17 protein-coding genes are annotated in these 23541 nt (G+C 43.4%); 10 read left to right on the top strand and 7 right to left on the bottom strand.

Annotated features, from left to right (window positions below):
* Nucleotides 1-80 precede the first annotated feature (80 nt).
* The 4 genes from I6E83_RS05845 to I6E83_RS05860 all read left to right on the top strand — a co-directional run bounded on the left by I6E83_RS05845 (nt 81) and on the right by I6E83_RS05860 (nt 4647).
* Complete coding sequence (locus I6E83_RS05845; protein WP_413787051.1) at nt 81-2435, top strand: bifunctional prephenate dehydrogenase/3-phosphoshikimate 1-carboxyvinyltransferase; 2355 nt, start codon at nt 81-83, stop codon at nt 2433-2435.
* Between the two features lie 210 nt (nt 2436-2645).
* A complete protein-coding gene (gene rarD, locus I6E83_RS05850; protein WP_197100343.1) occupies nt 2646-3608 on the top strand; it encodes an EamA family transporter RarD in 963 nt (320 codons plus the stop codon).
* 51 nt (nt 3609-3659) lie between these two features.
* Nucleotides 3660-4097: a dihydroneopterin aldolase gene (folB, locus tag I6E83_RS05855; RefSeq protein WP_197100344.1), complete on the top strand. Its 438-nt coding sequence runs from the start codon at nt 3660-3662 to the stop codon at nt 4095-4097.
* Nucleotides 4072-4647 carry a 2-amino-4-hydroxy-6-hydroxymethyldihydropteridine diphosphokinase gene (locus tag I6E83_RS05860; protein WP_227680827.1) on the top strand — a complete coding sequence of 192 codons (576 nt, stop codon included), beginning with the start codon at nt 4072-4074 and terminating at the stop codon, nt 4645-4647. The genes folB and I6E83_RS05860 overlap by 26 nt, the downstream gene beginning before the upstream one ends.
* 22 nt (nt 4648-4669) lie before the next feature.
* Here I6E83_RS05860 and cysE read toward each other — a convergent pair whose 3' ends face one another.
* The 4 genes from cysE to dnaE all read right to left on the bottom strand — a co-directional run bounded on the left by cysE (nt 4670) and on the right by dnaE (nt 11100).
* On the bottom strand, nt 4670-5551 hold the full coding sequence (cysE, locus tag I6E83_RS05865; RefSeq protein WP_197100345.1) for a serine O-acetyltransferase: 882 nt from the start codon (nt 5549-5551) through the stop codon (nt 4670-4672).
* Between the two features lie 424 nt (nt 5552-5975).
* Nucleotides 5976-6845: an RNA methyltransferase gene (locus tag I6E83_RS05870; protein WP_197100346.1), complete on the bottom strand. Its 870-nt coding sequence runs from the start codon at nt 6843-6845 to the stop codon at nt 5976-5978.
* Nucleotides 6846-7223 carry an Hpt domain-containing protein gene (locus I6E83_RS05875; RefSeq protein ID WP_197100347.1) on the bottom strand — a complete coding sequence of 126 codons (378 nt, stop codon included), beginning with the start codon at nt 7221-7223 and terminating at the stop codon, nt 6846-6848. It abuts the gene before it with no gap.
* Nucleotides 7224-7401: 178 nt separating this feature from the next.
* Nucleotides 7402-11100 (bottom strand): DNA polymerase III subunit alpha, encoded by a 3699-nt coding sequence (gene dnaE, locus I6E83_RS05880; RefSeq protein WP_197100348.1) that lies wholly within the window; start codon nt 11098-11100, stop codon nt 7402-7404.
* 447 nt (nt 11101-11547) lie between these two features.
* Between dnaE and I6E83_RS05885 the strand changes: the two genes are divergently transcribed.
* A complete protein-coding gene (locus tag I6E83_RS05885; protein ID WP_197100349.1) occupies nt 11548-12678 on the top strand; it encodes a restriction endonuclease in 1131 nt (376 codons plus the stop codon).
* Between the two features lie 69 nt (nt 12679-12747).
* On the opposite strand, the gene I6E83_RS05890 is transcribed toward I6E83_RS05885, so the two are convergent.
* Both I6E83_RS05890 and ggt read right to left on the bottom strand, forming a co-directional pair.
* Entirely contained in the window at nt 12748-13149 is a 402-nt protein-coding gene (locus I6E83_RS05890; RefSeq protein WP_197100350.1) for a hypothetical protein, read from the bottom strand.
* Nucleotides 13150-13167: 18 nt separating this feature from the next.
* Nucleotides 13168-15120, bottom strand: a complete 1953-nt coding sequence (gene ggt, locus I6E83_RS05895) for a gamma-glutamyltransferase (RefSeq protein WP_227680828.1) — start codon at nt 15118-15120, stop codon at nt 13168-13170.
* A gap of 391 nt (nt 15121-15511) precedes the next feature.
* On the opposite strand from ggt, the gene I6E83_RS05900 reads away from it, so the two are divergent.
* From I6E83_RS05900 to I6E83_RS14920, 3 genes are read left to right on the top strand one after another with little or no spacing between them, the layout of a single operon-like run.
* Nucleotides 15512-17539, top strand: a complete 2028-nt coding sequence (locus I6E83_RS05900) for a hypothetical protein (RefSeq protein WP_197100351.1) — start codon at nt 15512-15514, stop codon at nt 17537-17539.
* 52 nt (nt 17540-17591) lie between these two features.
* Nucleotides 17592-19205: a hypothetical protein gene (locus I6E83_RS05905; RefSeq protein WP_197100352.1), complete on the top strand. Its 1614-nt coding sequence runs from the start codon at nt 17592-17594 to the stop codon at nt 19203-19205.
* 40 nt (nt 19206-19245) lie between these two features.
* Nucleotides 19246-20130 carry an exonuclease domain-containing protein gene (locus tag I6E83_RS14920; RefSeq protein ID WP_197100353.1) on the top strand — a complete coding sequence of 295 codons (885 nt, stop codon included), beginning with the start codon at nt 19246-19248 and terminating at the stop codon, nt 20128-20130.
* Between the two features lie 121 nt (nt 20131-20251).
* On the opposite strand, the gene I6E83_RS05915 is transcribed toward I6E83_RS14920, so the two are convergent.
* On the bottom strand, nt 20252-20794 hold the full coding sequence (locus I6E83_RS05915; RefSeq protein ID WP_197100354.1) for a Spy/CpxP family protein refolding chaperone: 543 nt from the start codon (nt 20792-20794) through the stop codon (nt 20252-20254).
* A gap of 240 nt (nt 20795-21034) precedes the next feature.
* On the opposite strand from I6E83_RS05915, the gene I6E83_RS05920 reads away from it, so the two are divergent.
* Both I6E83_RS05920 and I6E83_RS05925 read left to right on the top strand, forming a co-directional pair.
* Nucleotides 21035-21721 carry a response regulator transcription factor gene (locus I6E83_RS05920; RefSeq protein ID WP_197100355.1) on the top strand — a complete coding sequence of 229 codons (687 nt, stop codon included), beginning with the start codon at nt 21035-21037 and terminating at the stop codon, nt 21719-21721.
* 14 nt (nt 21722-21735) lie between these two features.
* Nucleotides 21736-23367 carry a sensor histidine kinase gene (locus I6E83_RS05925; RefSeq protein WP_197100356.1) on the top strand — a complete coding sequence of 544 codons (1632 nt, stop codon included), beginning with the start codon at nt 21736-21738 and terminating at the stop codon, nt 23365-23367.
* The last annotated feature ends 174 nt before the right edge of the window (nt 23368-23541 follow it).

Genomic DNA, 23541 nt, shown 5'->3' on the forward strand with positions numbered 1-23541 from the left:
AGTCAAACTACCCTAAAGTTTATAATGAGAACGTGAGTTCTTTTGAAACTGATATATCTAAACGGACGTTAATTTGTTCAATGAGAAAAGCCGTGAATAGCCAAAAAGACAGTCAACAAAATAATAAAAAATCGCTTACCAATATGCAGATGCCACGATTCAAGCAAGTTTGTGTCATTGGACTTGGACTCATTGGTGCCAGTCTTGCTCAAGCCATCAAAGACAATGGTCTCAGTGAGCGTTTGGTCGCTGTTGATAGACACGCGCCAAGCATCGAGGAGGCCATTCAACATGGCTTGTTAGACGCGGGTAGTTCAGCATTGAGTGATGTGGTCGCTGGTAGTGATTTGATCGTCATTGCTGTGCCAGTACAGGCTGTGCAAGCAGTGTTTGTCGATATCAAAACCGCGATGGATAATGGACAAATGACGACTGATTGCATCATTACTGATGTTTGTAGTACCAAGGTCAATATCATCGATGCAGCCAAATCGGTGTTTGGTTCGCTACCGACAGGACTAGTGCCAGCGCATCCGATTGCTGGTGCTGAGAATTCAGGATATCAGGCCAGACGCGCCACCTTGTTTGCCAATCATAGCGTTATTATCTGTGAGCTGCCGACGACCAGTATCGTCGCGACAGATAAGCTACGACGGTTATGGGAAGCAGTGGGTGCTAGCGTGATGGCAATGGAAGCCGAGCATCATGATTCGATCTTAGCGCATACCAGTCATTTGCCACATTTGCTCGCTTTTAATCTGGTTGAGCAGTTAGCCAGTCATGATGATAATTTAGATATGTTTCGCTATGCAGCGGGCGGCTTTCGTGATTTCAGCCGCATTGCTGCCAGTGATCCTAAAATGTGGCACGATATATTTTTTGCCAACGAAAGCGCGATTGTTAGCGCCCTTGATGAGTATGGCGTCTATCTACAGACCATGCGTCAGCTTATCATTGATAAAGATTCAACCGCCCTGATGGGACTTTTAGGCCGAGCGCAAGCCGCACGGCGACATTTTGGCCATATGTTAGCCAGCACCCCTTATACGGATACTTCTGCCATGTCAGCATCTTATAATATTACTCCTAGCAATACCGTTTCAGGCACCATCACCATTCCTGGTGACAAGTCTATCTCTCATCGCAGTATCATGCTTGGCAGCCTTGCAACAGGTATCACACATGTCACTGGATTTTTGGAAGGGGAAGATGCACTTGCGACCTTGCAAGCATTTCGTGACATGGGTGTGACGATTGAAGGACCTGATAACGGCAAATTGACCATTCATGGTGTCGGTATGAATGGACTCAAACCAAGCAAGACGCCGTTATATATGGGCAACTCAGGCACCAGTATGCGTCTGCTATCGGGTATCTTGGCAGCACAATCATTTGATAGCGTATTGACAGGGGATACCAGTTTAAATAAACGTCCGATGGAACGTGTGGCTGCACCACTTCGCGCCATGGGTGCTGTGATTCAAAGCACAGGGCATAGTGGTACCGCACCACTTAGCATTACTGGTCGTGAGACGGTTGGTAAGCCGCTGCAAGGTGCTGAATATGATATGCCAGTAGCGTCTGCACAGGTCAAGTCTTGCTTATTGCTGGCGGGACTGTGGAGCGAGGGCACAACGACTGTCATCCAACCTGAAGTCAGCCGTGACCATACCGAGCGTATGCTGTCAGCCTTTGGTTATCCAGTGACGGTAGAAGGTAATCGTATCAGTGTCACAGGTGGTGGTCAGCTAACGGGTGGCGATATTGCCGTGCCTGCTGATATCTCCTCTGCAGCATTCTTTATGGTCGCTGCTGCGATTAGCCAAGGGAGCGAGTTGACCTTAACACAAGTGGGTATCAATCCGACCCGCACGGGCATTATTGATATCTTAAAGCTGATGCAGGCTGATATTAGCTTGAGCAATGAGACTCATGTCGGTGGCGAACCAGTCGCTGATATTACGATTCGTGGTTCAAACCTAGTGGGTATTGAGATACCAGAGCATCTCGTACCGTTGGCGATTGATGAGTTCCCAGTATTGTTTATCGCTGCTAGCTGTGCAAAAGGCCGTACGGTGTTGACTGGTGCCAAAGAGTTGCGTGTTAAAGAATCTGATCGTATTGCGGTCATGGCTGAAGGATTGCACACTCTCGGTATTGATTGTACCGTTACAGAAGATGGGCTAATTATTGAGGGTCAAGGCACAGAAAGCGAGAACGGCGAAGTCAATAACAGCCAGCCTGTATTCGGTGGTGGTCACATTATCTCACACCATGACCACCGTATTGCCATGAGTTTTGCCGTTGCTAGTTTGCGTGCGTCTGAGCAGATCACTATTGAAGGGGTTGAGACTGTTAATACCAGCTTCCCAGGATTTGCAGAATTGGCCAATCATATTGGTATGTCTATTCAAGTTGATAGCACTAATGGCTAGGCTAGTACGCTAATTGATTGAGCTTTACGTAAAATAGTTTTTTAAAACAGCGTTTATCGTTAGCAATGTGTTGATGCCCAAACTGGTATCAACGCATTGCTTTTTTACTTTTTACCTTATCTGTAGTAACCCTGCGTTCTTGCTTTGATACTTCTATTGTTTGTAGAAGCAGGTGAGATCGCGCTTTGCTCTAACACGTTGTATTGTATTATGACCACCCAGAATATTGTCAAAAAACCCGTAGTCCCTATCAAAACGACGAGAAGCGGTATTATCACTGCGCTTATCGCTTTCTGTATTTGGGGCGCTTTCCCCCTTTATTTCAAACAGCTGGCTGCCTACAATGCGACAGAAATTATCGGTCATCGCATTGTTTGGACGTTTGCGTGTTTACTCATCGTAGTGGTCGTGACCAAGCGCTGGCAATGGATAGATACCCTGAAGCAAAATCCAAAATGGATCGCATTAACTTTTATATCAGGTATTATTATTGCGACTAACTGGCTCACATACGTATGGGCGGTCAATCATGACCGTATCCTTGAGGCGAGTTTGGGTTACTTTATTGGCCCGCTCGTTGGTGTCGCGCTATCGATGATTTTGTTCAAGGAGCGCTTGCGACGCTTGCAGTGGGTCGCTATTGGATTTGCACTGTTATCTGTGGTCATTCAAGTGGTTATGATCGGTAGTTTACCGTGGCTATCGCTTGTGCTAGCCTTTAGTTTCAGTACTTATGGTACGATTCAGCGTCAAACACCGCTAACGCCTGTCGATGCGATGTTTGTCGAAACTACGATGCTCGTCCCTATTTTTCTTTGGTGGTTTTGGCAGTCTGATGTGGTCAGTAGCCAGTTGAGCTTTTGGTTTACGTCGGATATTTGGCTGTTAATGATTGCGGGGCCTATTACACTGATACCATTATTGCTATTTAATAAATCGACTAAGATGGTCGCGTTTAGTATTTTAAGCTTTATGAATTATCTGACCCCGACCTTTATTTTCTTTTTGGCTGTATTCTATTATAAAGAGCCATTTGATTTACATCGTTTAGCGGTCTTTGGCTTGATTTGGCTAGGTCTGCTACTATTCAGCATTGACTTATGGCGCCATCGCCCAAGCAAGGCCTTAAAAGCAGCGCGTTTGCGTGAAGAAGCACTGCAGCAAACCAATTAAAAAACTGAGTTCAAAACTCTAATTAAACACTTAGCAAGCAAGGATGAGAGCATGTTTCATACTGAATCTGATGTGGTATTTGTAAAAGGTTTAAAAGTAGAGGCCGTCATCGGTGTCTACGATTGGGAACGGGCGATTACGCAACCGCTATTAATTGATATCGCGCTGGAAACGGATATTAGCGCTGCTGCTGTGTCAGATGATGTCGATGATGCACTGAACTATAAAGCAGTCTGTGATGATGTCAGCGAGTGGTGTAAAGAGATTAAAGCGAAACTGCTTGAGCATTTGGCAGGTCAAATTGCTGACAAGCTACTCACGAAATATGCTTGCCATAAAATCACGTTAAGTGTTGCTAAGCCAACTGCTATTTCACAAGCGGATGCGGTTGGGGTGCAAATCACGCGCTATGCATCAGCGTCAACAGACAAGCTAGCTATTAAAGAAGCTGCCAAAGAAGTTAATGACAGCCAAGCCGATGATGCATAAAGTATCAATGGATTTGAATTTAGCAATGCTAAAACAATGCCTGCCTGAACAGCTGCAAATGCAGTCTGTGACGGCGGTGATGTTGGCACTGGGTAGTAATTACCAAGCCGATAAGCACTTGCCACGTGTTCGTAAGGATTTAGCAGCCCTAGGCGAGATACTGTTATCAACGCCGTTTCAAAACCCTGACTTTACAGCGACTATCGAGCTACCAAAACCTGACTATACCAATCAATGTGCCTGTTTACGTTTGGCCAAACCTGTGACATTACAACAGTTGCAAGCGTTGTTTAAGCAGATGGAAGGTGAGTGCGGTAGAGAACGTTTGGTAGTAGCAAAAACGCTCGTCAAAAAAGTCACCATGGATATCGATATTCTGTTGATAGAAACCTTTATCAATAAAAATAGCCTAAGCGATAATTCATCGTCTAATCAAAAATCCGAATGGCTAATTATGGCAGATCGCTATCCATTTAAAGCGCATGAACGCGCAGGAATTGAGGAATTGATTTCAGTCAATTCATTATTGTTAGTAACAACAAATCAGTAGCAATGTCTTAAGATTTGAATTGTTACTTGTTTTCATCAGCCTCATCTTTGCCAATCACATCAAACTCTTCTAAGCACAACTTATCATATTCTTTTTTACAAAAACTAGGGTCGATTTTGCACATGGCGGCTTGTAGCTGATCGAGGCGGTTTTCTGATTGCTGAATGTGTTCTAGCATTTTAGCAAACGCTTCTGCAACGGGATCTTGTGAGGTTGGATCGATACCATAAGCCTGAAATGCTGTATCGCGTGCAGTAGCTTGTTTTGAGGTCGCTGTTTTTTCTTGTGACTTAGTATCTTGGAGCTTAGCATCTAGTGATTTTTCGGCAATTGGATTGCCTTTTTCATCATGATGATCGGAAATCATACGAGCCGCATTGCCAACCATGGTAGCGCCTGCGGGTACCGGTTTTACGACCACGGCATTTGAGCCGATTTTAGCGTTTTTGCCGACTGTAAATGGGCCTAAGACTTTCGCACCAGCGCCAACCGTCACGCCATCTTCTAGCGTGGGATGGCGTTTGCCATTATTCCATGATACGCCGCCAAGGGTGACGCCATGATATAAGGTGACATCGTTGCCAATCTCAGCGGTTTCACCAATGACGACGCCGACACCATGATCAATAAAAAATCGTTTGCCAATCTTGGCAGCAGGATGAATCTCGATACCAGTCACGATACGTGAGCCATAAGAGACTACACGTGCCGCTAGTTTTTGTTCGTTATTCCAGAGACAGTGCGCCCCGCGATGTAAGATAAGCGCATGGATGCCAGGGTAGGTTAATATAACTTCCAGACTATTACGTGCAGCAGGATCACGTTTGAATACCGCATCGATATCTTCTTTTAAATCCTTTTTGATGCTGGTAAGCGTCTTCAAAAATTTGGTTGGCAATGACATAAAGCGTCCTATCTATTTATCGGTAGAGTGTCGTTACTGAAATAGCGATCTCTTTCATTTATAGTTGTTAGATTTTAATCGTTATTAAGTCTGCATAAGTATTGGGTTGTACTTACGCTAAGGTCTTTCAAGTTATAGCAGTTTTACACGATAAAATATAGTGATGAGCTATTAAATACTCACAAACCCATCGATTAATATGAGTTTGTGAGTGTTGATTTTATATTTGGTAGTAGTCCTAGGGCATGTCATCAATTAGCACATTGATACATTTAGTGGCCTTAAAATGGCTAAATTTTGTCAAAACATCGTCAGAAATCTTGTCAATATGTTCATATTTACGGCGAGTTCTTCCTTGTTTGACTGCAATTTTTCTCATTTTAAGCCACACAATCTAAATAATGACACGCCCTAGATAAGTTATCTAGTTTTTCGACAGTTTGGCAATCAATGCACTTAGTAATTGATACTCTTTTTGATCAAGCTGTACACGCGAACCCAGTCTAGACAGTCGTGATGGCAATGACTTTAGATGTTCGCTATCTGCCAAACCGCGCTGAACCATGAGGTCAGTCATACGCTGAGTAAGCTGTAGTAATTGCTGCTGAGTGATGGCTGGCTCGTCCCACTGCTGACGCAAATGAATATCTATCATTGGCTGGGCAGTTGTACTGATATCTGTATTTGAATGATTAGCAGGCATTTTCGTGTGCGTCTGTGCGTAAGCAAAGATAAAGCTGGCGATCACTTGCACTGCTGATGCGACATTCAATACAGGATAAGCAGGATTGGCATCGATTTGAATATGATAATCTGCATAAGCCAACTCTTCATTGGTTAAGCCGCGATCCTCACGACCGAACAATATCGCGATATTTGGTTTACCGTGAACAGCGGTGTCTTGCTGATCAATAAAGTCAAACATGATTTTGGCTGCCTGTGTGGGTGTGACCACAGGGCGAGGCAAGTGACGGCTGCGACTGCTGGCAGCGAACACGAGCTGGCAGTCTGCAATAGCAGACTCAAGATTTGGCGTAATAGTCGCTGATGAAAGCAGCTCACTGCCACCTGCAGCGTGAGAGACACTGGTGTCATCAATAGGCAGTTTGGGCTCAACGACCGTTAGGTGCGAGAGCCCCATAGTGTGCATTGCGCGTGCTGCTGAGCCAATATTAGCAGGTAAAGTCGTATTGACCATGACGACTTGCACAGCGTCTAGGTAATCACTCACGCTATGCGCTGACGGTTCTGAGAGAGTTGATAACGCTTCAGATGATGGAGTCTCGCTACGCATTTATTGCTCCAATCTTAAGTTTATTTCTTGTTCAGCGCGTTCTAATGCAGCTGCGATGTCTTCAATAAGTGCGGCCTGCTCACCGATACGGCGCTCACGGCAGCACTCTTGCAATTGACTGCTAAGCTTGACCAGTTGTGTCGTCCCCAAATTAGCACTAGCACCTTTTAGAGCATGAGCGGTCTCATAGCCATTGGCATGATCGTTTTCTTGCTGAGCGGTTCGCAGCGTTGCGACACGTTTTTTACTGTCTATGAGATATACTTGTATTAAGTCGGCAAAGTCTTCTTCGAGCAGGTCACGCATGTCTTCAAACTGCTCATGATTGATAATTTCTTCAGTTTGTTGAGTCATATTGTTATTTGGGTTGTTTTCCATGGTGTTATGTCCAATTGTTAAAAGTTAAAGCAATAAGGTTATAGTCAAATCCTCTATAAATTGAATACGGTGTCAGCCTCGCTCAGCTTCCTTGTATCTAAATTATATTGAACAGACTATAAGATGTATTGAGCGTGCCCTTAATTAATGATAATAGCTTTTTAAGCTGAGGAAGATATTAACTATAATGAAAGTGTAAATTGTCTTCACTAATCATGTTTTTCAACTGCTGTAAATTATCATCGTTAGGGTAGATACGCCAATGCTCGGATAGTCCCACATTAGCAATACCAAACGCTTCATAAATACTCAGCCCAAGTGGTAGGCAATTATCATTAATAGAAGTATCCGTATTGCTTAAGGCGCTATTAGCATAATTTTGGTCGGTAGGGCTGCCATTGTCTACTGCCAGTAAATCATTACCGTTTTCATCGTACAAACTGCCACCCATCGCAGGATCGTAAGCGCCATTACCACTGTTACTGTCTTGCTCATCCTGATCGCTATTATAAGCCAAGCGCGGTGTAGGTATGATGTCAGCTTGTGCTGATTTGAGTAGTGGTTGTAGATGCATGAGCAACTTAATGTCGCTACCATGCACTTTAATGCTTATTTTTTTGAGCCAACGCAGACGTGCATCGACCATACTCATGGCACTATCAAGACGGGCAAAGAGACGACCCTCACGCTCACGAATGCTGCCTTTAATGATGACCACTTCGTCGACTTTTAGCTGATCTTTTACGCGGTTAAAGCGCTCTGCATAGCAGCTGACTTCTAACCTTGAGGTACCATCGTCTAAGGTAATGACGTTACGAGTACCAAAGTTGGCAATATCAATGATTAAGCCTGCAAAATAGCAGCTGCCGTTATAGCCAGTGTCTGTCAGTTTATCGAGTCGAGCACCTGACGTGTAGCGTTTGAGCTCTTCTAAGTATTCATTGATTGGATGACCTGTTAAGTACAGTCCCAAGGTGTTCTTTTCTGCTTTTAGGCGATGTTTGTCACCCCAAATTAGCTCTGGTGTCATGACGAGTGGCGGCGCGGCGACGACACCATCCATTTCACCAAACAAATCCATCATGCCAATTTCGCGGTTCTGGCGATCTTGTTCAGCGGCCTGTACGGCGCTTGGCAATTGACTCATTAAGGCACCGCGAATCTCGTAAGCTTCGTCGGCTGGCAAGTCAGGTCGCAAGGTTGCGGCAAAGTCGTCAAAGCAGCCCGCACTGACCAATGCTTCAAGCGTGCGCTTATTGACCTTTTTGATATCAACACGGCGACAAAAGTCATATAAGTCTTTAAACGGACCTTCGCGGCGGCGTGCATCCACGATAGATTCAACCGCACCTTCACCAACGCCTTTAATTGCGCCCAAACCATAAATGATATTGGTTGGCGTATCAGCAACAAAGTGCCATTCACTACGATTCACGGATGGATTCACCACGGTCAATTCAAAGTTTTCGCGGCAGTCATTGATAAAGAACACAACGTTGTCCGTGTTGTTCATATCCGAAGTTAAGACCGCTGCCATAAATTCGGCAGGGTAGTACTGCTTTAGATAAGCCGTCTGATAAGCCAAGACACCATAAGCGGCAGAATGCGAGCGGTTAAAACCGTAACCGGCAAACTTCTCCATCAAATCAAATACGCCACCTGAGGTGACTTCATCGATGCCTTGCGCGGTGGCACCAGTGACAAAGATATCGCGCTGTTTAGCCATCTCTTCTGGTTTCTTTTTACCCATCGCGCGGCGTAGCATATCAGCACCGCCCAAACTATAGCCTGCCATCACCTGTGATATCTGCATCACCTGTTCTTGATAGACAATAACGCCGTTGGTATTTTCTAATATCGGTTCAAGATTGGGATGGTCATAGATAACTTCCTCGCGACCATGCTTACGGTCGATATACATCTCTACCATGCCCGCATCGAGCGGACCTGGACGATATAGCGCACACATGGCGATGACATCTTCGATGTTGGTCGGCTGCAATTTGGCCAGATACTTTTTCATACCCATGCTTTCTAACTGAAAGACAGCAGTGGTTTTGGCGTCTTGCAATAGCTTATAAGCTTTTTTGTCATCTAACGGCAAATCTTCTAGGATCAATGCATCTTTGCCTTCTTTAACACGGCGCAAGTTGATGTTCTCAACCGCAGCATTGATGACGGTTAAGTTACGCAGACCCAAAAAGTCAAACTTCACCAGACCAACGGCCTCGACGTCATCTTTATCAAACTGACTGACGCGATGTCCTTCATCATCACAGTAGATAGCACTAAAGTCAGTGATCTTATTCGGGGCAATCAGTACACCACCCGCATGCTTACCGACATTTCGGCAGACACCTTCAAGCTTAATCGCCATTTCCCAAACTTCAATGGCATCTTCATAATCCATATTATCAGGGTTAGAGATTAAGTCCTTAAGCTGTGGCTCTTGTTCGAGTGCTTGACTCAGTGTGATACCGGGTGTTTTCGGAATTAGTTTGGATATTTTGTTGGCTAAAAAGTACGATTTGCTTTGTACGCGAGCCACATCACGCACCACGGCTTTTGCGGCCATGGTACCAAAGGTAATAATCTGCGAGACCGCGTCACGACCATAAGTTTGCGCCACATAATCAATGACTCGGTCACGACCTTCGATACAAAAGTCAATATCGAAATCGGGCATCGACACACGCTCAGGGTTCAAGAAGCGCTCGAATAATAGATCGTAGTGGATAGGGTCAAGGTCGGTAATGTTTAGCGCATAAGCGACCAGCGAGCCAGCACCAGAACCACGACCAGGTCCAACAGGTACGCCATTGGCTTTCGCCCAACGGATAAAGTCCATAACGATTAAGAAGTAACCCGGAAACCCCATTGAGAGGATAATCTCAAGCTCATATTCTAGGCGCTCGTCATACCTCTGGCGAAAGTCGCTCCAATGTTCAGTACGCTCGGCGACAGGGAATAGCTTATCTAAGCGATTATTCAGACCACGTACAGACTCTGCCCGAAAAAACGATTCAATCGTTTCACCTTCAGGCACAGGAAAGTCGGGCAGGACGTTAATGCCCAGTGTCAACGTCACATTGCAGCGGGTGGCTAAGCGTAAGGTATTGTCAATAACCTGTGGAATATCAGCAAATAGCTGCTCCATTTGAGCTTGAGTCTTTAGGTACTGCTCATCCGAGTAAGTCTGTGGACGATTGAGGTCAGCCAATACATAAGAGCCTGCAATACAGACACGTGCTTCATGGGCATCAAAATCATCTTGCTCTAAAAACCGCACATCGTTGTGCGCGATGATAGAGATGTGGTGTTTGGCACCCGAGTGAATAGCAGCCTGAATAAAGGCATCTTCACCTGAGCGACTGGTGCGCTTGATGGCGAAATATAATCGATCGCCAAACTGTGACTGCCACTCGGTAATCAGTTCATCAGCCTTCTCTGGCATCGAGCTAATCAATGCTTGGCCGACATCAGATTTTTCGGTAAATAATACAATCACGCCTGCCGCATGTTCCAAAATATGGCTGCGTTTCACGACTGGCACACCGTGATTGGCATCATCGGCACGCCCTTCGGTAAAGCCAAGGGATACGATACGGGTAATGTTTTGATAACCTTCATTGTCCATCGCTAGTAAGGTCAGTCGTGTGTCTTCATTTTCCATGATGACTTCGCTGCCGATAATAGGCTTGATACCAGCGCCTAGGCAGGCACGGTAGAATTTCACCGTGGCATAAAGGTTGGATAAGTCGGTCAAGGCCAGTGCACGCTGATTATCAGCCGCCGCCGCTTTAACCATCGGCTTAATACGCACGATAGAATCAGTAATTGAATATTCGCTGTGAATGCCAAGATGTACAAATGCCATAGAAGACTCTTACGGATACGATCGGAAAATAGGCTGATAAGAAATAAATTTCTAATTATCAATGACTTAAGGTTTTAAATTAGTATGAAAACGAAGTTGGTTACCATGTTTTCTTGTGTCAAATCAGGTCGTTAATAATAGCATTGTTTGCCGCAGACAGCCACTGATTGAATTTATCAATCCCTATGAAATGGGGAGTTTTCCTGACTAACATAATCAAAGAATTTGTAAGTGGTTACAGTATTAACCTAGTTGTAGGTAATAGGGACTATTATTCACCCATGATTATCTTGTATTAATTTCAAACTACTTAGAATATAAAGGTGAACTATAGATGCTTTTTGTACCAATAGTTGGTAGCATAAACATTTGTCCTTAAGTTTTTGAAATACAAAGCCAAATTAATTATATTGACTGTTTACGCAGTCGAACAAAGACGATAAAACTATGAGTAATATTACTAAACTGCCCGCATTTGGCGACATGTTAAATGCAGGTATACAAACTATAAAAAACTTAAGTACGCGGAACACCGTGGGACGCACTGTATTTTATAGAGAGTTTGAAAAGTTAGCACAGATTGTAAATGATCATAAAGAAATCAATTACATGAGTAATTATGATATACGCCATGAGTGTCATGATGGCTCGCCTTGTTATGACGACATTATTGATTTAATTTTATTGTGTTTATCGGCGATGGGTTTGGTCAAAGAAGATAAGTTCAGCTTGGTGCCAAATTTAAATCAAAATTTCGCTAACTTTATTACTTTTTATGAAAAAGTAACACCTAAAAATATGATACGTTTAGATCCATTTGGTAAAATCTATTTTTGGTTAGCGGGCAATAATTTTACTCAATATATTGGCGAAGGTATCCCAAATAGTGATTATATTTCCAATTTGGCACGGTTCGATAGTAAAGCTTTTGCTGATTTGCAAAAAGTAAATATTGCTGCTTATGGTAAAAATGGTGATGCACTTATTAATCATTTAATTGAAGAAACTCAGCGTCGAACTTCTATTTTTATGAACAACTATGCAGACGCCGCTGTAGGTAATGACTTCGTCAAAGTAACGCCTGATATGATCATGGCTCAACTTGAAAGCTTATCACCTTTGCAGTTTGAGTGGTTTTGTTTAAAACTAATTGAAAGATCTTTGGAGATTGAAAGTCCCGAAAGTAATTTAACCTCTCGTCATACTGGTCGCTCAAACGATAATGGTATTGATGGTCTTATCATTCAAGATTTCCCCGATGGCGAGGTTCATAATTACTATATCCAAGCCAAGCTTTATAGTACGGGTAATAATATTTCAAATGGAGATTTAAGGAATTTTGTAGGCGCATACCCACCGCAAAAAACCAATCATCATGGCTTATTTATTACCACGACGAGCTTTACTAAACCTGCGCAGGAATATGCTAATACGACGGATTCACACAGTTTAATACTCATTGATCAAATGAATTTAATAGAATTAATGATGCAGCATCAGGTAGGGTTGAAAGAAGTTAATGCTCGTCCTAAGTTGTTATTGGATAATGATTTTTTCAACAAAATAAAATTATATTAAATATCTATTAAGCTGTCAGATATATATCAATCATAAAAAGCCCCTTTATTTTAAGAGGGGCTTTTTTAACTAGCGGTTCTTATATGACTTTGGGATACCGTTGTGACAATCAAACTCTACTGAACCGACCATTAAGTCATATTTTTTCCAATAGCGACGCAGCTGCGGCGTGGTCAGCTCGTTTCCTTGACAGTCCTTTGGTAATAAGGGTGTGCTCCCGTCACAGATAAAATACAGTGTGCCTTTAGGCAAGTTGTTGTCTTCCCAGTATCCTTTTGCCGATCTTTCGGGCAGTGGCGAAAAAAGCAGTCTGTCTGTTGCTGGATTGATCTCTGTGGTACATCTTCCTACTGCATTGCCAGAGTCAGTTTCTAAATAGTCTTGTTCATACATAAACCGTGCACCCAAATCGATACAGGCAGTGAGGCCTAATATACTGGTCAATATTAGTGTGAGTTTGATTGTCTGCATAATACCCTCTATTTATGATTAATACCCAACCACAGCCGCATCAACGATACGTGGATCAGACGAGCCGTACACACCGTTTGGTGTAATCATAATAGATTGCGTTGAGCCCATGGCTGATTGTGGGCTAACAGTATGACCCATAGATTCGAGCTTTCTGATGGTATCGATATTCAATGCTTTTTCGATACGGATTTCGTCGGGCAACCATTGATCATGAATACGCGGGGCATGCGTGGCTTCTGCAATATTCATGTCGTGATCAATCACGTTAGAGATAACCTGCGTCACGGTCGTAATAATACGACTACCACCGGGACTGCCCGTTACAATATAAGGCTTACTGTCTTTGAACACGAGCGTTGGACTCATAGAAGACAGCGGTCGCTTGTCTGCTTCGACGCTGTTTGCTTCACCACCTAATAGGCCATAACCATTGGGCACACCAGGTTTGGCAGAAAAATCATCCATCTCATTATTCAATAAGATACCTGTGCCATCAGCGACTAGCCCAGTTCCATAAGAGAAATTCAACGTATAGGTGTTGGCGACGGCATTGCCGTCTTTATCCACGATAGAAAAATGCGTGGTTTGATCGCTTTCATAAGGTAGCGGGTTATTGGCTTTAATGGTAGCGGCTGGCGTGGCTTTATTGGGATCAATCAGTGTGCGCAGTTTATCGGCATACGGTCTGGCAGTTAGACCGCTCACAGGGACATCTACAAAATCAGCATCACCCAAATATTCGGCACGATCGGCATAAGCCAATTGCATGGCCTCTGCCATTAAGTGAATGGTCTGGGCGCTATTTTGTCCGTAGTCTTTGAGTGGATAGCGTTCTAATATGTTTAAAATCTGAATGATATGAATGCCACCAGAAGAGGGAGGTGGCATAGAGACAATCTCATAACCACGATAGTTACCTTTTACAGGCGTACGGGCCACGGCATTATAGTTGGCCAAGTCCTGTAGGCTCATACGGCCGCCTGCGTCATTGACGGCTTTGACAATTTTACTGGCCGTCTCTCCTTTATAAAATCCATCAGCCCCTTGTGCTGCTATCAGCTTCAGCGAGCGGGCAAGCTCTGGTTGCTTTAAACGTTCACCCGGTTGATAGGCACTGCCGTCGGGTTTAAAAAACACCTTTTTGGTGCTGGGCCATTTTTGTAAGCGGTCACTTAAGGCTGTGAGCGACTCGGACAATCCCGCTGTGACTTCGATACCGTCCTCTGCCAGTGCAATCGCTGGTGCCATGACTTGCCCGCGGCTCATCGTGCCGTGTTCATCTAACGCTTTGAGCAGCCCTGCCACTGTGCCCGGTACACCAACGGCTAAACCATGATAACGAGACAGGTCGCTGACAGCATTGCCTTCGGCATCAAGATACATGTCACGTGAGGCACTACTGGGTGCTTTTTCACGATAATCTAACGCCACTGTTTTGCCCTGTTTGGCATCATAAATCATCATAAACCCGCCGCCACCGATATTACCGGCACGTGGCAAAGTAACAGCCAATGCAAAACCAACGGCAACCGAGGCATCAACGGCGTTACCACCTTGCTTAAGAATCTGTAAGCCAATATCTGATGCTAGCGCTTCTTGAGTCGCAACCATGCCATTTTTAGCCCAAACTGGATGATGAATCGCATCCGCAGAGTAGATGGCTTGATCGCTATTTGTGTTATTAGTCGTGTTAGTCGTAGCGGTGAGCTTACTTGATTTGGCGGTCGTAATGCGTTTGGTTTCAGACAGTACGGTTGGGTTATCAGCCATTACGGCTAGGTTTATTGCACTGGTATTAATTGAAGTGTTATTAATAGAATTAGTCGATGCCACTGGTTCCAGCGCATGAGCAGATACAGACAGTAATAACGCCCCAGTAATCAGTAGCGTACTAGGGTTAAGTAATAATTTTTTCTTGAGTTTGGGTTGCTGAGTAGTGTGATGTGGACGTGAGGGCATTTGTGACATCGTAAAGTCCTTTTTATGAGAGAGGTTAATCAACAAGTATATAGACAAGCAATAGATAGATTATAGAGAGGTATGTCACGCAAAATAACAGAATAACATGAGAATAGGGAGTTGCTATCTACATATGTCTATAAAAATATGAAGAAATGGTGGTTTTAAAATATATTTTGTTCATTGTGCTACTGCTTTTTATTTCCATAGAGACAGATAGCTGTCTAATACGAGAGCGTTTTAAGTGTTCAGTGAATAAATAGGATGGTTAAACCCAATGATTTACGGAAACTAAATGAAAAATTGCGCTATTATCGCTAGCGAGTAACGTTTTGTGATATAAATAACCCTACCAATACGATACTTACAATTGTTTGTCAGCTTAGATTAAGGAAGTCTCATGTCACCGCCTATTTTTCATAAAAATGACCAACCAACTTTACCTCAATCATCCGTTCATCAGTCATCGAGCACTAGTAAGCGTCAGTCTATAATGATTGCTGGCTGTGCCATTTTATCTGTGGGTGCGACGACCATGGTGACAGGCTGTCAATCAAACCCGACCGTCTCATCATCTGCTGCCGTATCAGGAAAGATGATTGATTTTGAAACGGCAGATACCGCACAAAGCCAAGCACAGGGCCGTGCATTTAATGCCAGTTTACATGCCAAGTCTGAACGCTATGCCCAGCTGTTTGACCAAGAAAAATATCCCAGTACAGAGAATCAAGCCAAATCGCATTTATTGACCGCTATTCGCCAGCATCTAGCAACGGAGCATGTGTCAGTCTCACAAGCCAACTATCAAGCAGCGCCTTTTATCAGTCCAGACAGTATCGATGCTGGCGCTAGCAGTTTACTTAAGACTATTTTAGAGACCTATGTTTATAAAAAAGAAACCTCAGGCGACTATGAGTCGGACTACGACTCAGATAACGGGGACTTTTATGAATCTGAATCAGATTATGATAGTTATGTCGATGCTGCAGATGAAGTCGTCGTCGAAGAATATGCTGAGGAGTCAGATGACATTGCATATGATGAAAATGGTTATGACTGGTATGGCTACGATAAAGACGGATACAACGAGTACGGCTATGATGATGAAGGTTACGACCAAGACGGCTATGATGAAAACGGTTATAGTCGTAGTGACTATGCTGCAGAATCTTATGAAACTGATGATTATGAATCGGACGGTGCTTTTTCAAAGTTATCAGAATTAAACCCCAAAAGCATGACAGAGCAATATGAAGCCATGCAGATGGCAAAACAACAAGCAGAAATGGCTGGTACAGCAAGCGCGTTCCCCCCTGAGTCAGCAGCAGGCGTGATTGGCAAGCTACTCAATATGATGAATCGTACGCCTGAGCAGATAGCTGCATCAAATGAATATCAATATAAAAACCTCATGTTCAGCAGTGTCAGTCAATACAATCCTAAGCAGCGACAAATACAAAGCGTCTACAGCTATGATTATGTGACACCAACGATTAGCGCATCGGTACAAATACCACTCGCGCTTGATTTTGACAACAGTCGTATCACGGTCGATCCTTCAGTCATTATGCCCATCATGGCAATTGCCAATCCTGACCATACGCCACTACCTAATGAGATGGCATCGCATACCGTCAGTTTTGGGTTGCCTGAGAGCATTACAGAGCAACTACCGCCAGCAGTACTTTATGATGCGGCGATTTCTGCGATACAGGACAGTATGGCAGAGCTGGCGCCTGAACATTTTAGTGCGGTCGATATTCGTAATGATCGGTTTGCCAAAGAAGTTGGTGCTAGCCGAGCCGTAAAAGTATATTTCGGTAGCCAACAAAGCGGTGAGATGATCGGTAAAACGCTGAAATACATGTCCAAGTCATTACAAGATTATGTCGACGCCAATCCAGAAAAGTATCCTGATGGTGCGATGCTAAAAACAGCCATTGATAAATTGCAGCTATACAATAAGGGCTATCAAAGTGCAGATGTGGGGTCGTTATTACAATTGATTGAGGCCATCGGTCCTATCTCTTTTAATCAAATAAACTACTACTATTTAGACAGCTCAGACCGTCTGCTTGCCAAGCAGCAACGTATGAATATAGGTGGCGACTTGATGGGCTCTACCACCACTGTACTAAACCAAGTGCGCTACGATAAAACCAGTTTTAAAAATCATGCATTAACGCCTTTATTGGCAGAATCTTTTGGTGAAAACGCCAAACCTGCTATCGATGGCAATGCGTGGATGGCAGAACAACGTCAAGCAGAAGATAGGCTAGATACCGCCCGTTATGCCCGTTATGATTACGATAGCGATTATACTGATGCCAGTGATGCAACAGAGTATGACTCTAGTGATTATGATGACTATGACACTGACTATAGCGAAGACTACAACGATGCTGAAGATGATACGGACAACCGATAGAGCGTCATTAGCACTATCGTCGGTTCAAGCCCATATTTATTAAGGACAAAAAATGAAAACAGTACAACAAGCCATCGTAGGTCGTCTGCCATCAATGCTCAAAAGCCACACTTTATTCACCAGTGCATTCATAACAGGCGCGCTATTACTAACAGGTTGTCAATCTACTAACCTAAATCAGTCTAATACTATTACAGCACAGCAAACGCCAACAGCAGCCAAAACTGCATTGGCAACAGCACTAAAAAAACAGCGTCGCCAATCATTTAGCTATCATGGCAATCTTGAGATTAGTAACGAGCAGTATTTTACCGATGTAGACGAGGCAGCATTGGTCACGGCAGATTATGTGGATACATACTGCGAAGACACACATGATCAAGCGTATGCCGATCTAGTGGCTAAAGCACAAGCGCAAAGTAACGATGTGATGGATGCAGATTATGATGCTCCACGAACAGTCATTAAAGACAACTATCTTGAGTGTTCAGATGCCTATGAAGCTTGGGTAGAGAGAAGGTACGATAGTGAGGTCGCCGTACCACCATCGTATCAGCAGTTGTTTGATGATTATGATGAAAAAACCAAACCGCTAGATATCAAAAAAGCCAAGCTACTGGATGCTTATTTACTAAAGCCGCTATCTATCAACTCACAAGGCCTCTATCAGCCAATGGCTGGCAAAGCTACTATGCTTATTAGTGCGCAGTACCAAGCGCGTAATCATCAGAGTAGTATCAATCAGCCTATTTATATCGATTTTAAAAACGGTGATGTTTATCTATGGGCTGATAATTTTGCGATGTTGAACTCAAAGCTATTAGATGACAAGCTTGGTACCACATGGCAAAATAAGTGGCTCAAAGTAGCACTGGATGATGGCACTTTGCCTAAAGGGTTTGGTAGTGAGGTGATTAAGGCTCATTTTGAGGCAGCAGATCGTACTTTTGAGGCAGCGCCTGTCAGCCAGTTTGACTATGTCGCGCCTAATACGTTGGCATCTCTCTCTCCTAAGTTACCAGAACACCAGCTACCTGCCATGCTAGCGAGTAGCCAAGTTATTCGCCGTGTACAAAGCATTAAGAGTTATGAGCAGTTCTATAAAGATTATATGCAGATTTTTTATGATCGTATCACTCAGCAGTATCCTGAACTGGTTTTAGATGGTGAGTCTGACCTAGGAAATGACACAGATATGGATGCTAGTGCTGGTACCTTTACCAGTAAAGCACTGGTGCAGCAAGCATTAGCTGTGATGAAAAGTAGCATGGATAGTGATGGCGATAGTAATAGTAATGGCGACGTTGAGACAGTAGAAGATGAGACAGGAGATAATATAGCGATACAAGCGCTATATGGCTTTGATAGACGTGGTCAGCTCAAGTGGGAGCATTCACGTAATATGATTCATCCCGCTAGTAATATGTCTAGCAAAGGCATGGTAATAGACACGTTACAGCAGTATTCCGATATTGGCTATAAAGAAATGGCGTTCCCTAATTTACCAAGTGATGTGCAAGTACCGAATGCGAGTAATAGCATTGATGCAAGGCAGTATAGTAAGGAGCTGTTGCAATATTATCGTGATGGTAACGGTACTGGGCTTGGGAGAATGATGTTTAATATGCTACCAATGGCCAAAGATCGGCTCGCTGCTATTGACTAAGGATAGGGTGTAGAGATTCTATTAAATTAGGAGATATATAGTGAATTTTGTGACCATTGATGTTGAAACTGCAAATAGCGATGTCGGGTCTATTTGTCAAATAGGGTTAGCTAAATATTTAAACGGTAAGTTGATTGATACCTATTGCACTTTAGTTGCACCTCAGACCTCTTTCAGTCGTCAAAATATAGAAGTGCATGGTATTACCAGTAGTATGGTGAAAGATGCCCCATCCATGCATGATATCTATGGAAATATACTGAAGTTTATCGGTGAAAATATTGTTGTTAGCTATACGAATTTTGACCAAAGAGCTCTAAGGCAAAGTCTTGACAACCATAAGTTACCGGTACCAGAACTACAGTGGGTAGATGCGACTGTATTAGTGCGTAGGACTTGTCAGCGCTTTGCGGTTCAAGGTTATAATCTAGCGAATGTATGTAAAGAATGGAATTATCGATTTACTCATCACGATGCCTTAGAGGATGCTAAAGCATGTGGATTTATTACCGTAACTATCCTCAGAGAGAATAGTCTGTCGATGCATGATTGGGTGGAAGATAGTGAATATAATAATACTTATCATCAGCAACGACGTGTAAACAATAAGAGTTATCCACGTAATATTACCAAAACTGGAGATGAAGCAGGTCAATACGCAGGACTTAATATTTGTTTTACGGGAGACTTAAGTATTAGTAGAGCAGAGATTGCTGAGATAGCAGCCAAGAATGGGTTTAATGTGAAAGCAGGTGCTTCAAAAAAGCTAGATTACCTAGTGGTTGGTGTTCAAGATTTAACATTGCTGGCAGGCCACGAAAAAAGTGGTAAGCATCGAAAAGTAGAAGAGCTTATACAGAGTGGAATGGATATTAAAATTCTTGCAGAAAAAGAATTCTTAAAGTTAATCAAAATATCTAATTGATTGAAATTCCATTTAAGAAAATAAAAAAGCGCACTTATCAACGGTGCGCTTTTTTATTTTACATATACAGCTGGGTAAACATAACACTTTTCCGGAGTGAATTATTACATACCTTACGGTCTTACTGTGCACGCTCGCCGCGTTGCTCACGATGGTCTGGACCACGACGGCCGTTATTGTCACCTTTTCTATCTTCTTTCATTTGTGCCAGTTCAGCACGCTGCTCAGCAGTTAGTACTTGAGCAATTGCATGCTGGGTTTGTACGCGTTCAATAAAGCGCTGCTTTGTTTTAGCAGCTTGGTTATCGGCCAGACGATTGACAGCAGCACTATTCAATGTGCGTGCATTGGTCAATGCTTGAATCTGCTGATGCATTTGAGCGCGTTCTGCTTTGTTTTCTGTACGATCCGCTTTATTATCGCCATGCTTCGCTTCCATGATGGCTTTGATTTGTGATTTCTGTGCTGCTGTGAGATCTAGCTTAGATAGTGGGCCTCTCATTTCACCTTTTTTCATGCCGCCCTTTTTCATACCGGCCTTATGCTGCTTTTGCATTTTAGTCGTCGATGGCGTGGTATCAGTGTTGGCATTAACACTGGTACAGGCAGTGACGGTAAACACGCTAGATAGTGCGATGACCGAACCCAATAATAATTTTTTCATAATGATGTCCTTTATTTAACTTCATGTTGTTTGATTGAATACTTAACGTTTCATCTGGCAATTATTGTTTTTAAGCATTGAATACAAACACAATACTTGCTGTTGATAGGTGCTATCTTACGACAGTTGAAGGTTACGAACATTTATGAAGTATTAAGAAAAGTAACATTTATGGCATAACGATAAGCTCTTGCCTGATAATATAAATAACAACGCTATTTAATGCTCAAGGAGACAAATGTGCCACATATACTGTTAGGTGATGACGACGAAGAGTTAACGCAATTATTAGAAGAATATTTAGACAATCACGGTATCCAATGTGACTGCGTCCATGATGGCGAGGCAGTCATAAAAAAACTGAAAACCGCGAGTACTAAGGCGCCTATTTATGATTTGCTGGTGCTCGATATTATGATGCCAAAAATGGACGGGCTCAGCGTACTGCGCCAATTACCGAATATTATTGATATCCCTGTCATTATGTTGACAGCAAAAGGAGAGGAGATTGATCGTATTATCGGCCTAGAGCTAGGCGCTGATGATTATATTACCAAGCCATGCAATCCTCGAGAGCTGCTGGCACGTATCAATGCAGTGATTAAACGCACCAATGCGGCGGTGTCAGATCACACACCATTACCAGAAGGTCGCTTGCATCTCGATCAAAATCAGCGAAGTTGTCAAATAGATGGTGTTGAGTTGCAAGTGACGGGTACAGAGTTTGATCTATTGGTAGCGCTCCTCAAACAAAAAGGCGAGGTGGTGAGTAAAGAATGGCTATCAGAGCATGTATTGCAGCGTGAACTTCAACCTTTTGATCGTAGCTTAGATGTGCATGTGTCACGCCTGCGTAAAAAACTTCAACCTTTTCATGACGAGCCAATAAAAGCGGTTCGTGGTAAAGGTTATCAGCTAGTACTTTAATAATGGAATCATTGATGAATACTCCTAAATTTAAGGTGCGAATCACCCTGTTCTGGCGACTGTTTCTGAGCTTGTTAGTCACCATCCTTATCACTTCTATCTTATCGGTCGTGGTAGAGCGTTGGTTGAGTGAAAAAGCGCTCACCGCTCTTATGGATGTGCAGGTCGATACGTTATTGACTAAGCGTCAAGAGATGGTTACGGCACTACAAGCTGGCGACTTGACAGCCGTCAAACAGATGTACTATCAAGACCGATGGCTAATGAATCAGATCAGAGTCTATGATGAGCAAGGTGCCATTATATTTCCGCGTTATCGCGATAGAGAGGAGCTTATACCAGAGCGTCAGCAAGATGGTCAGCAGGCGATAGAGCCAGACTATTATCGTGATGGAGAGGAGCCAAGACCAAAAAATAGACCAGAGGGTCAGCAGGCAACAGAGCCACCATCACTAGAGCCAAAGTTGCTAGTACAGCCTAGACGTGATAAAGGTATGCCAAATGGTCAATCATCGGCATTAAGCTATCTTTTGCTGCCTATGATGCCGAGTAGCGCGACGATAGCTGATTCTGAGAATCGTCCTGAACTGGCTGATGTGGCTGTCGCTCTACCAGATGAGCAAACCGTTATTATACAGTTGCGTCCGCATTTGCGTTTTTCTGACGTAGTGGAGCTGCAGCATAGTAATTTTCCCATACGTTTGCTACTGATTATCCTGTTTAGTATTCTGGTTTGTATTTGGCTCAGTCGTACGATGACTCAGCGTATTCGCCGTGTACAAAACACCGTGCACCGTATGATTGATGGTGACTATCAAGCCCATCCAAATTTATCAAAAATGGGAGATGACGAATTGGGTTTATTAGCGAATGATGTGGCCGAGTTATCCACCCGTTTGGCTGAAAGTGAGTTGGCGCGTAAGCAGATGTTGAGTGATATCTCGCATGAATTACGCTCACCATTGGCACGTCTCGAGGTCGCGACTGAGCTGACTCGAGATTTTGCGCCCAACGCCAGTCGTTATCTCGACCGTATTGATAAAGAATCTGCTCGAATGAATGAGTTGATTGAGCAAATTATTCATATTCAATCTTTGCAAATGCAGCAATATACCATCGATAATTTGGAAACTGATATGGTTGATATGGCTGAAATTATCAGCGATATTGGAAAAGATGTTTGTTTTGAATTCCAACATAAAGATGTGCGCTGGCAATGGCAGTTACCTGAATCGTCACCACTGGCTGCATCGAGCGCCTCTTGGACAGTATTGGGCAATCAAGAGCAGTTGCATAGCGCCCTCGAAAACATCATTCGTAACGCCTTCATGCATACAGCAGCAGATTCAGAAGTGACGGCTGAAATCAAAAAAGTGGAGATGAAGAATAAGGTACCCGCTATTCAGATTAGCATAACGGACGAGGGCGGCGGTGTAGCAGAAAAAGACTTAGAACGTATCTTTCAGCCTTTTGTGAGACTGGACTCCGCTCGCCATCGCGAGACAGGTGGCTATGGATTGGGATTGGCTATCGTCCATGCAGTAGTGACGGCTCATAAAGGACATATCAATGCCTATAATCGTACAGATGGGGTACAAGGGTTGGTGGTACAGATAGTATTGCCGATAGGATCTAAAGAGGGCTAAGAAGTCATTTTAATCAATTCTATATAACTTGAGTACAGTATGATGCTTACTTATTTTAAATTTCTATAATGCTCTCATTTGTATTATCTATAGTTAAATTCTAAAGCCGTAAATATATTGAACCGACTATCATTAGCATAGTAAATACGCTCTTATCGATATATCTTTGATATA

The organism is Psychrobacter sp. SZ93C1 (assembly GCF_015864635.1).
Lineage (GTDB): Bacteria > Pseudomonadota > Gammaproteobacteria > Pseudomonadales > Moraxellaceae > Psychrobacter > Psychrobacter fozii.

Bases quoted from the DNA above. Each gene is read 5' to 3' on its own strand.
- I6E83_RS05845 (WP_413787051.1), top strand. From the start codon at position 81: ATGAGAAAAGCCGTGAATAGCCAAAAAGACAGTCAACAAAATAATAAA.
- rarD (WP_197100343.1), top strand. From the start codon at position 2,646: ATGACCACCCAGAATATTGTCAAAAAACCCGTAGTCCCTATCAAAACG.
- folB (WP_197100344.1), top strand. From the start codon at position 3,660: ATGTTTCATACTGAATCTGATGTGGTATTTGTAAAAGGTTTAAAAGTA.
- I6E83_RS05860 (WP_227680827.1), top strand. From the start codon at position 4,072: ATGACAGCCAAGCCGATGATGCATAAAGTATCAATGGATTTGAATTTA.
- cysE (WP_197100345.1), bottom strand. From the start codon at position 5,551: ATGTCATTGCCAACCAAATTTTTGAAGACGCTTACCAGCATCAAAAAG.
- I6E83_RS05870 (WP_197100346.1), bottom strand. From the start codon at position 6,845: ATGCGTAGCGAGACTCCATCATCTGAAGCGTTATCAACTCTCTCAGAA.
- I6E83_RS05875 (WP_197100347.1), bottom strand. From the start codon at position 7,223: ATGGAAAACAACCCAAATAACAATATGACTCAACAAACTGAAGAAATT.
- dnaE (WP_197100348.1), bottom strand. From the start codon at position 11,100: ATGGCATTTGTACATCTTGGCATTCACAGCGAATATTCAATTACTGAT.
- I6E83_RS05885 (WP_197100349.1), top strand. From the start codon at position 11,548: ATGAGTAATATTACTAAACTGCCCGCATTTGGCGACATGTTAAATGCA.
- I6E83_RS05890 (WP_197100350.1), bottom strand. From the start codon at position 13,149: ATGCAGACAATCAAACTCACACTAATATTGACCAGTATATTAGGCCTC.
- ggt (WP_227680828.1), bottom strand. From the start codon at position 15,120: ATGTCACAAATGCCCTCACGTCCACATCACACTACTCAGCAACCCAAA.
- I6E83_RS05900 (WP_197100351.1), top strand. From the start codon at position 15,512: ATGTCACCGCCTATTTTTCATAAAAATGACCAACCAACTTTACCTCAA.
- I6E83_RS05905 (WP_197100352.1), top strand. From the start codon at position 17,592: ATGAAAACAGTACAACAAGCCATCGTAGGTCGTCTGCCATCAATGCTC.
- I6E83_RS05915 (WP_197100354.1), bottom strand. From the start codon at position 20,794: ATGAAAAAATTATTATTGGGTTCGGTCATCGCACTATCTAGCGTGTTT.
- I6E83_RS05925 (WP_197100356.1), top strand. From the start codon at position 21,736: ATGAATACTCCTAAATTTAAGGTGCGAATCACCCTGTTCTGGCGACTG.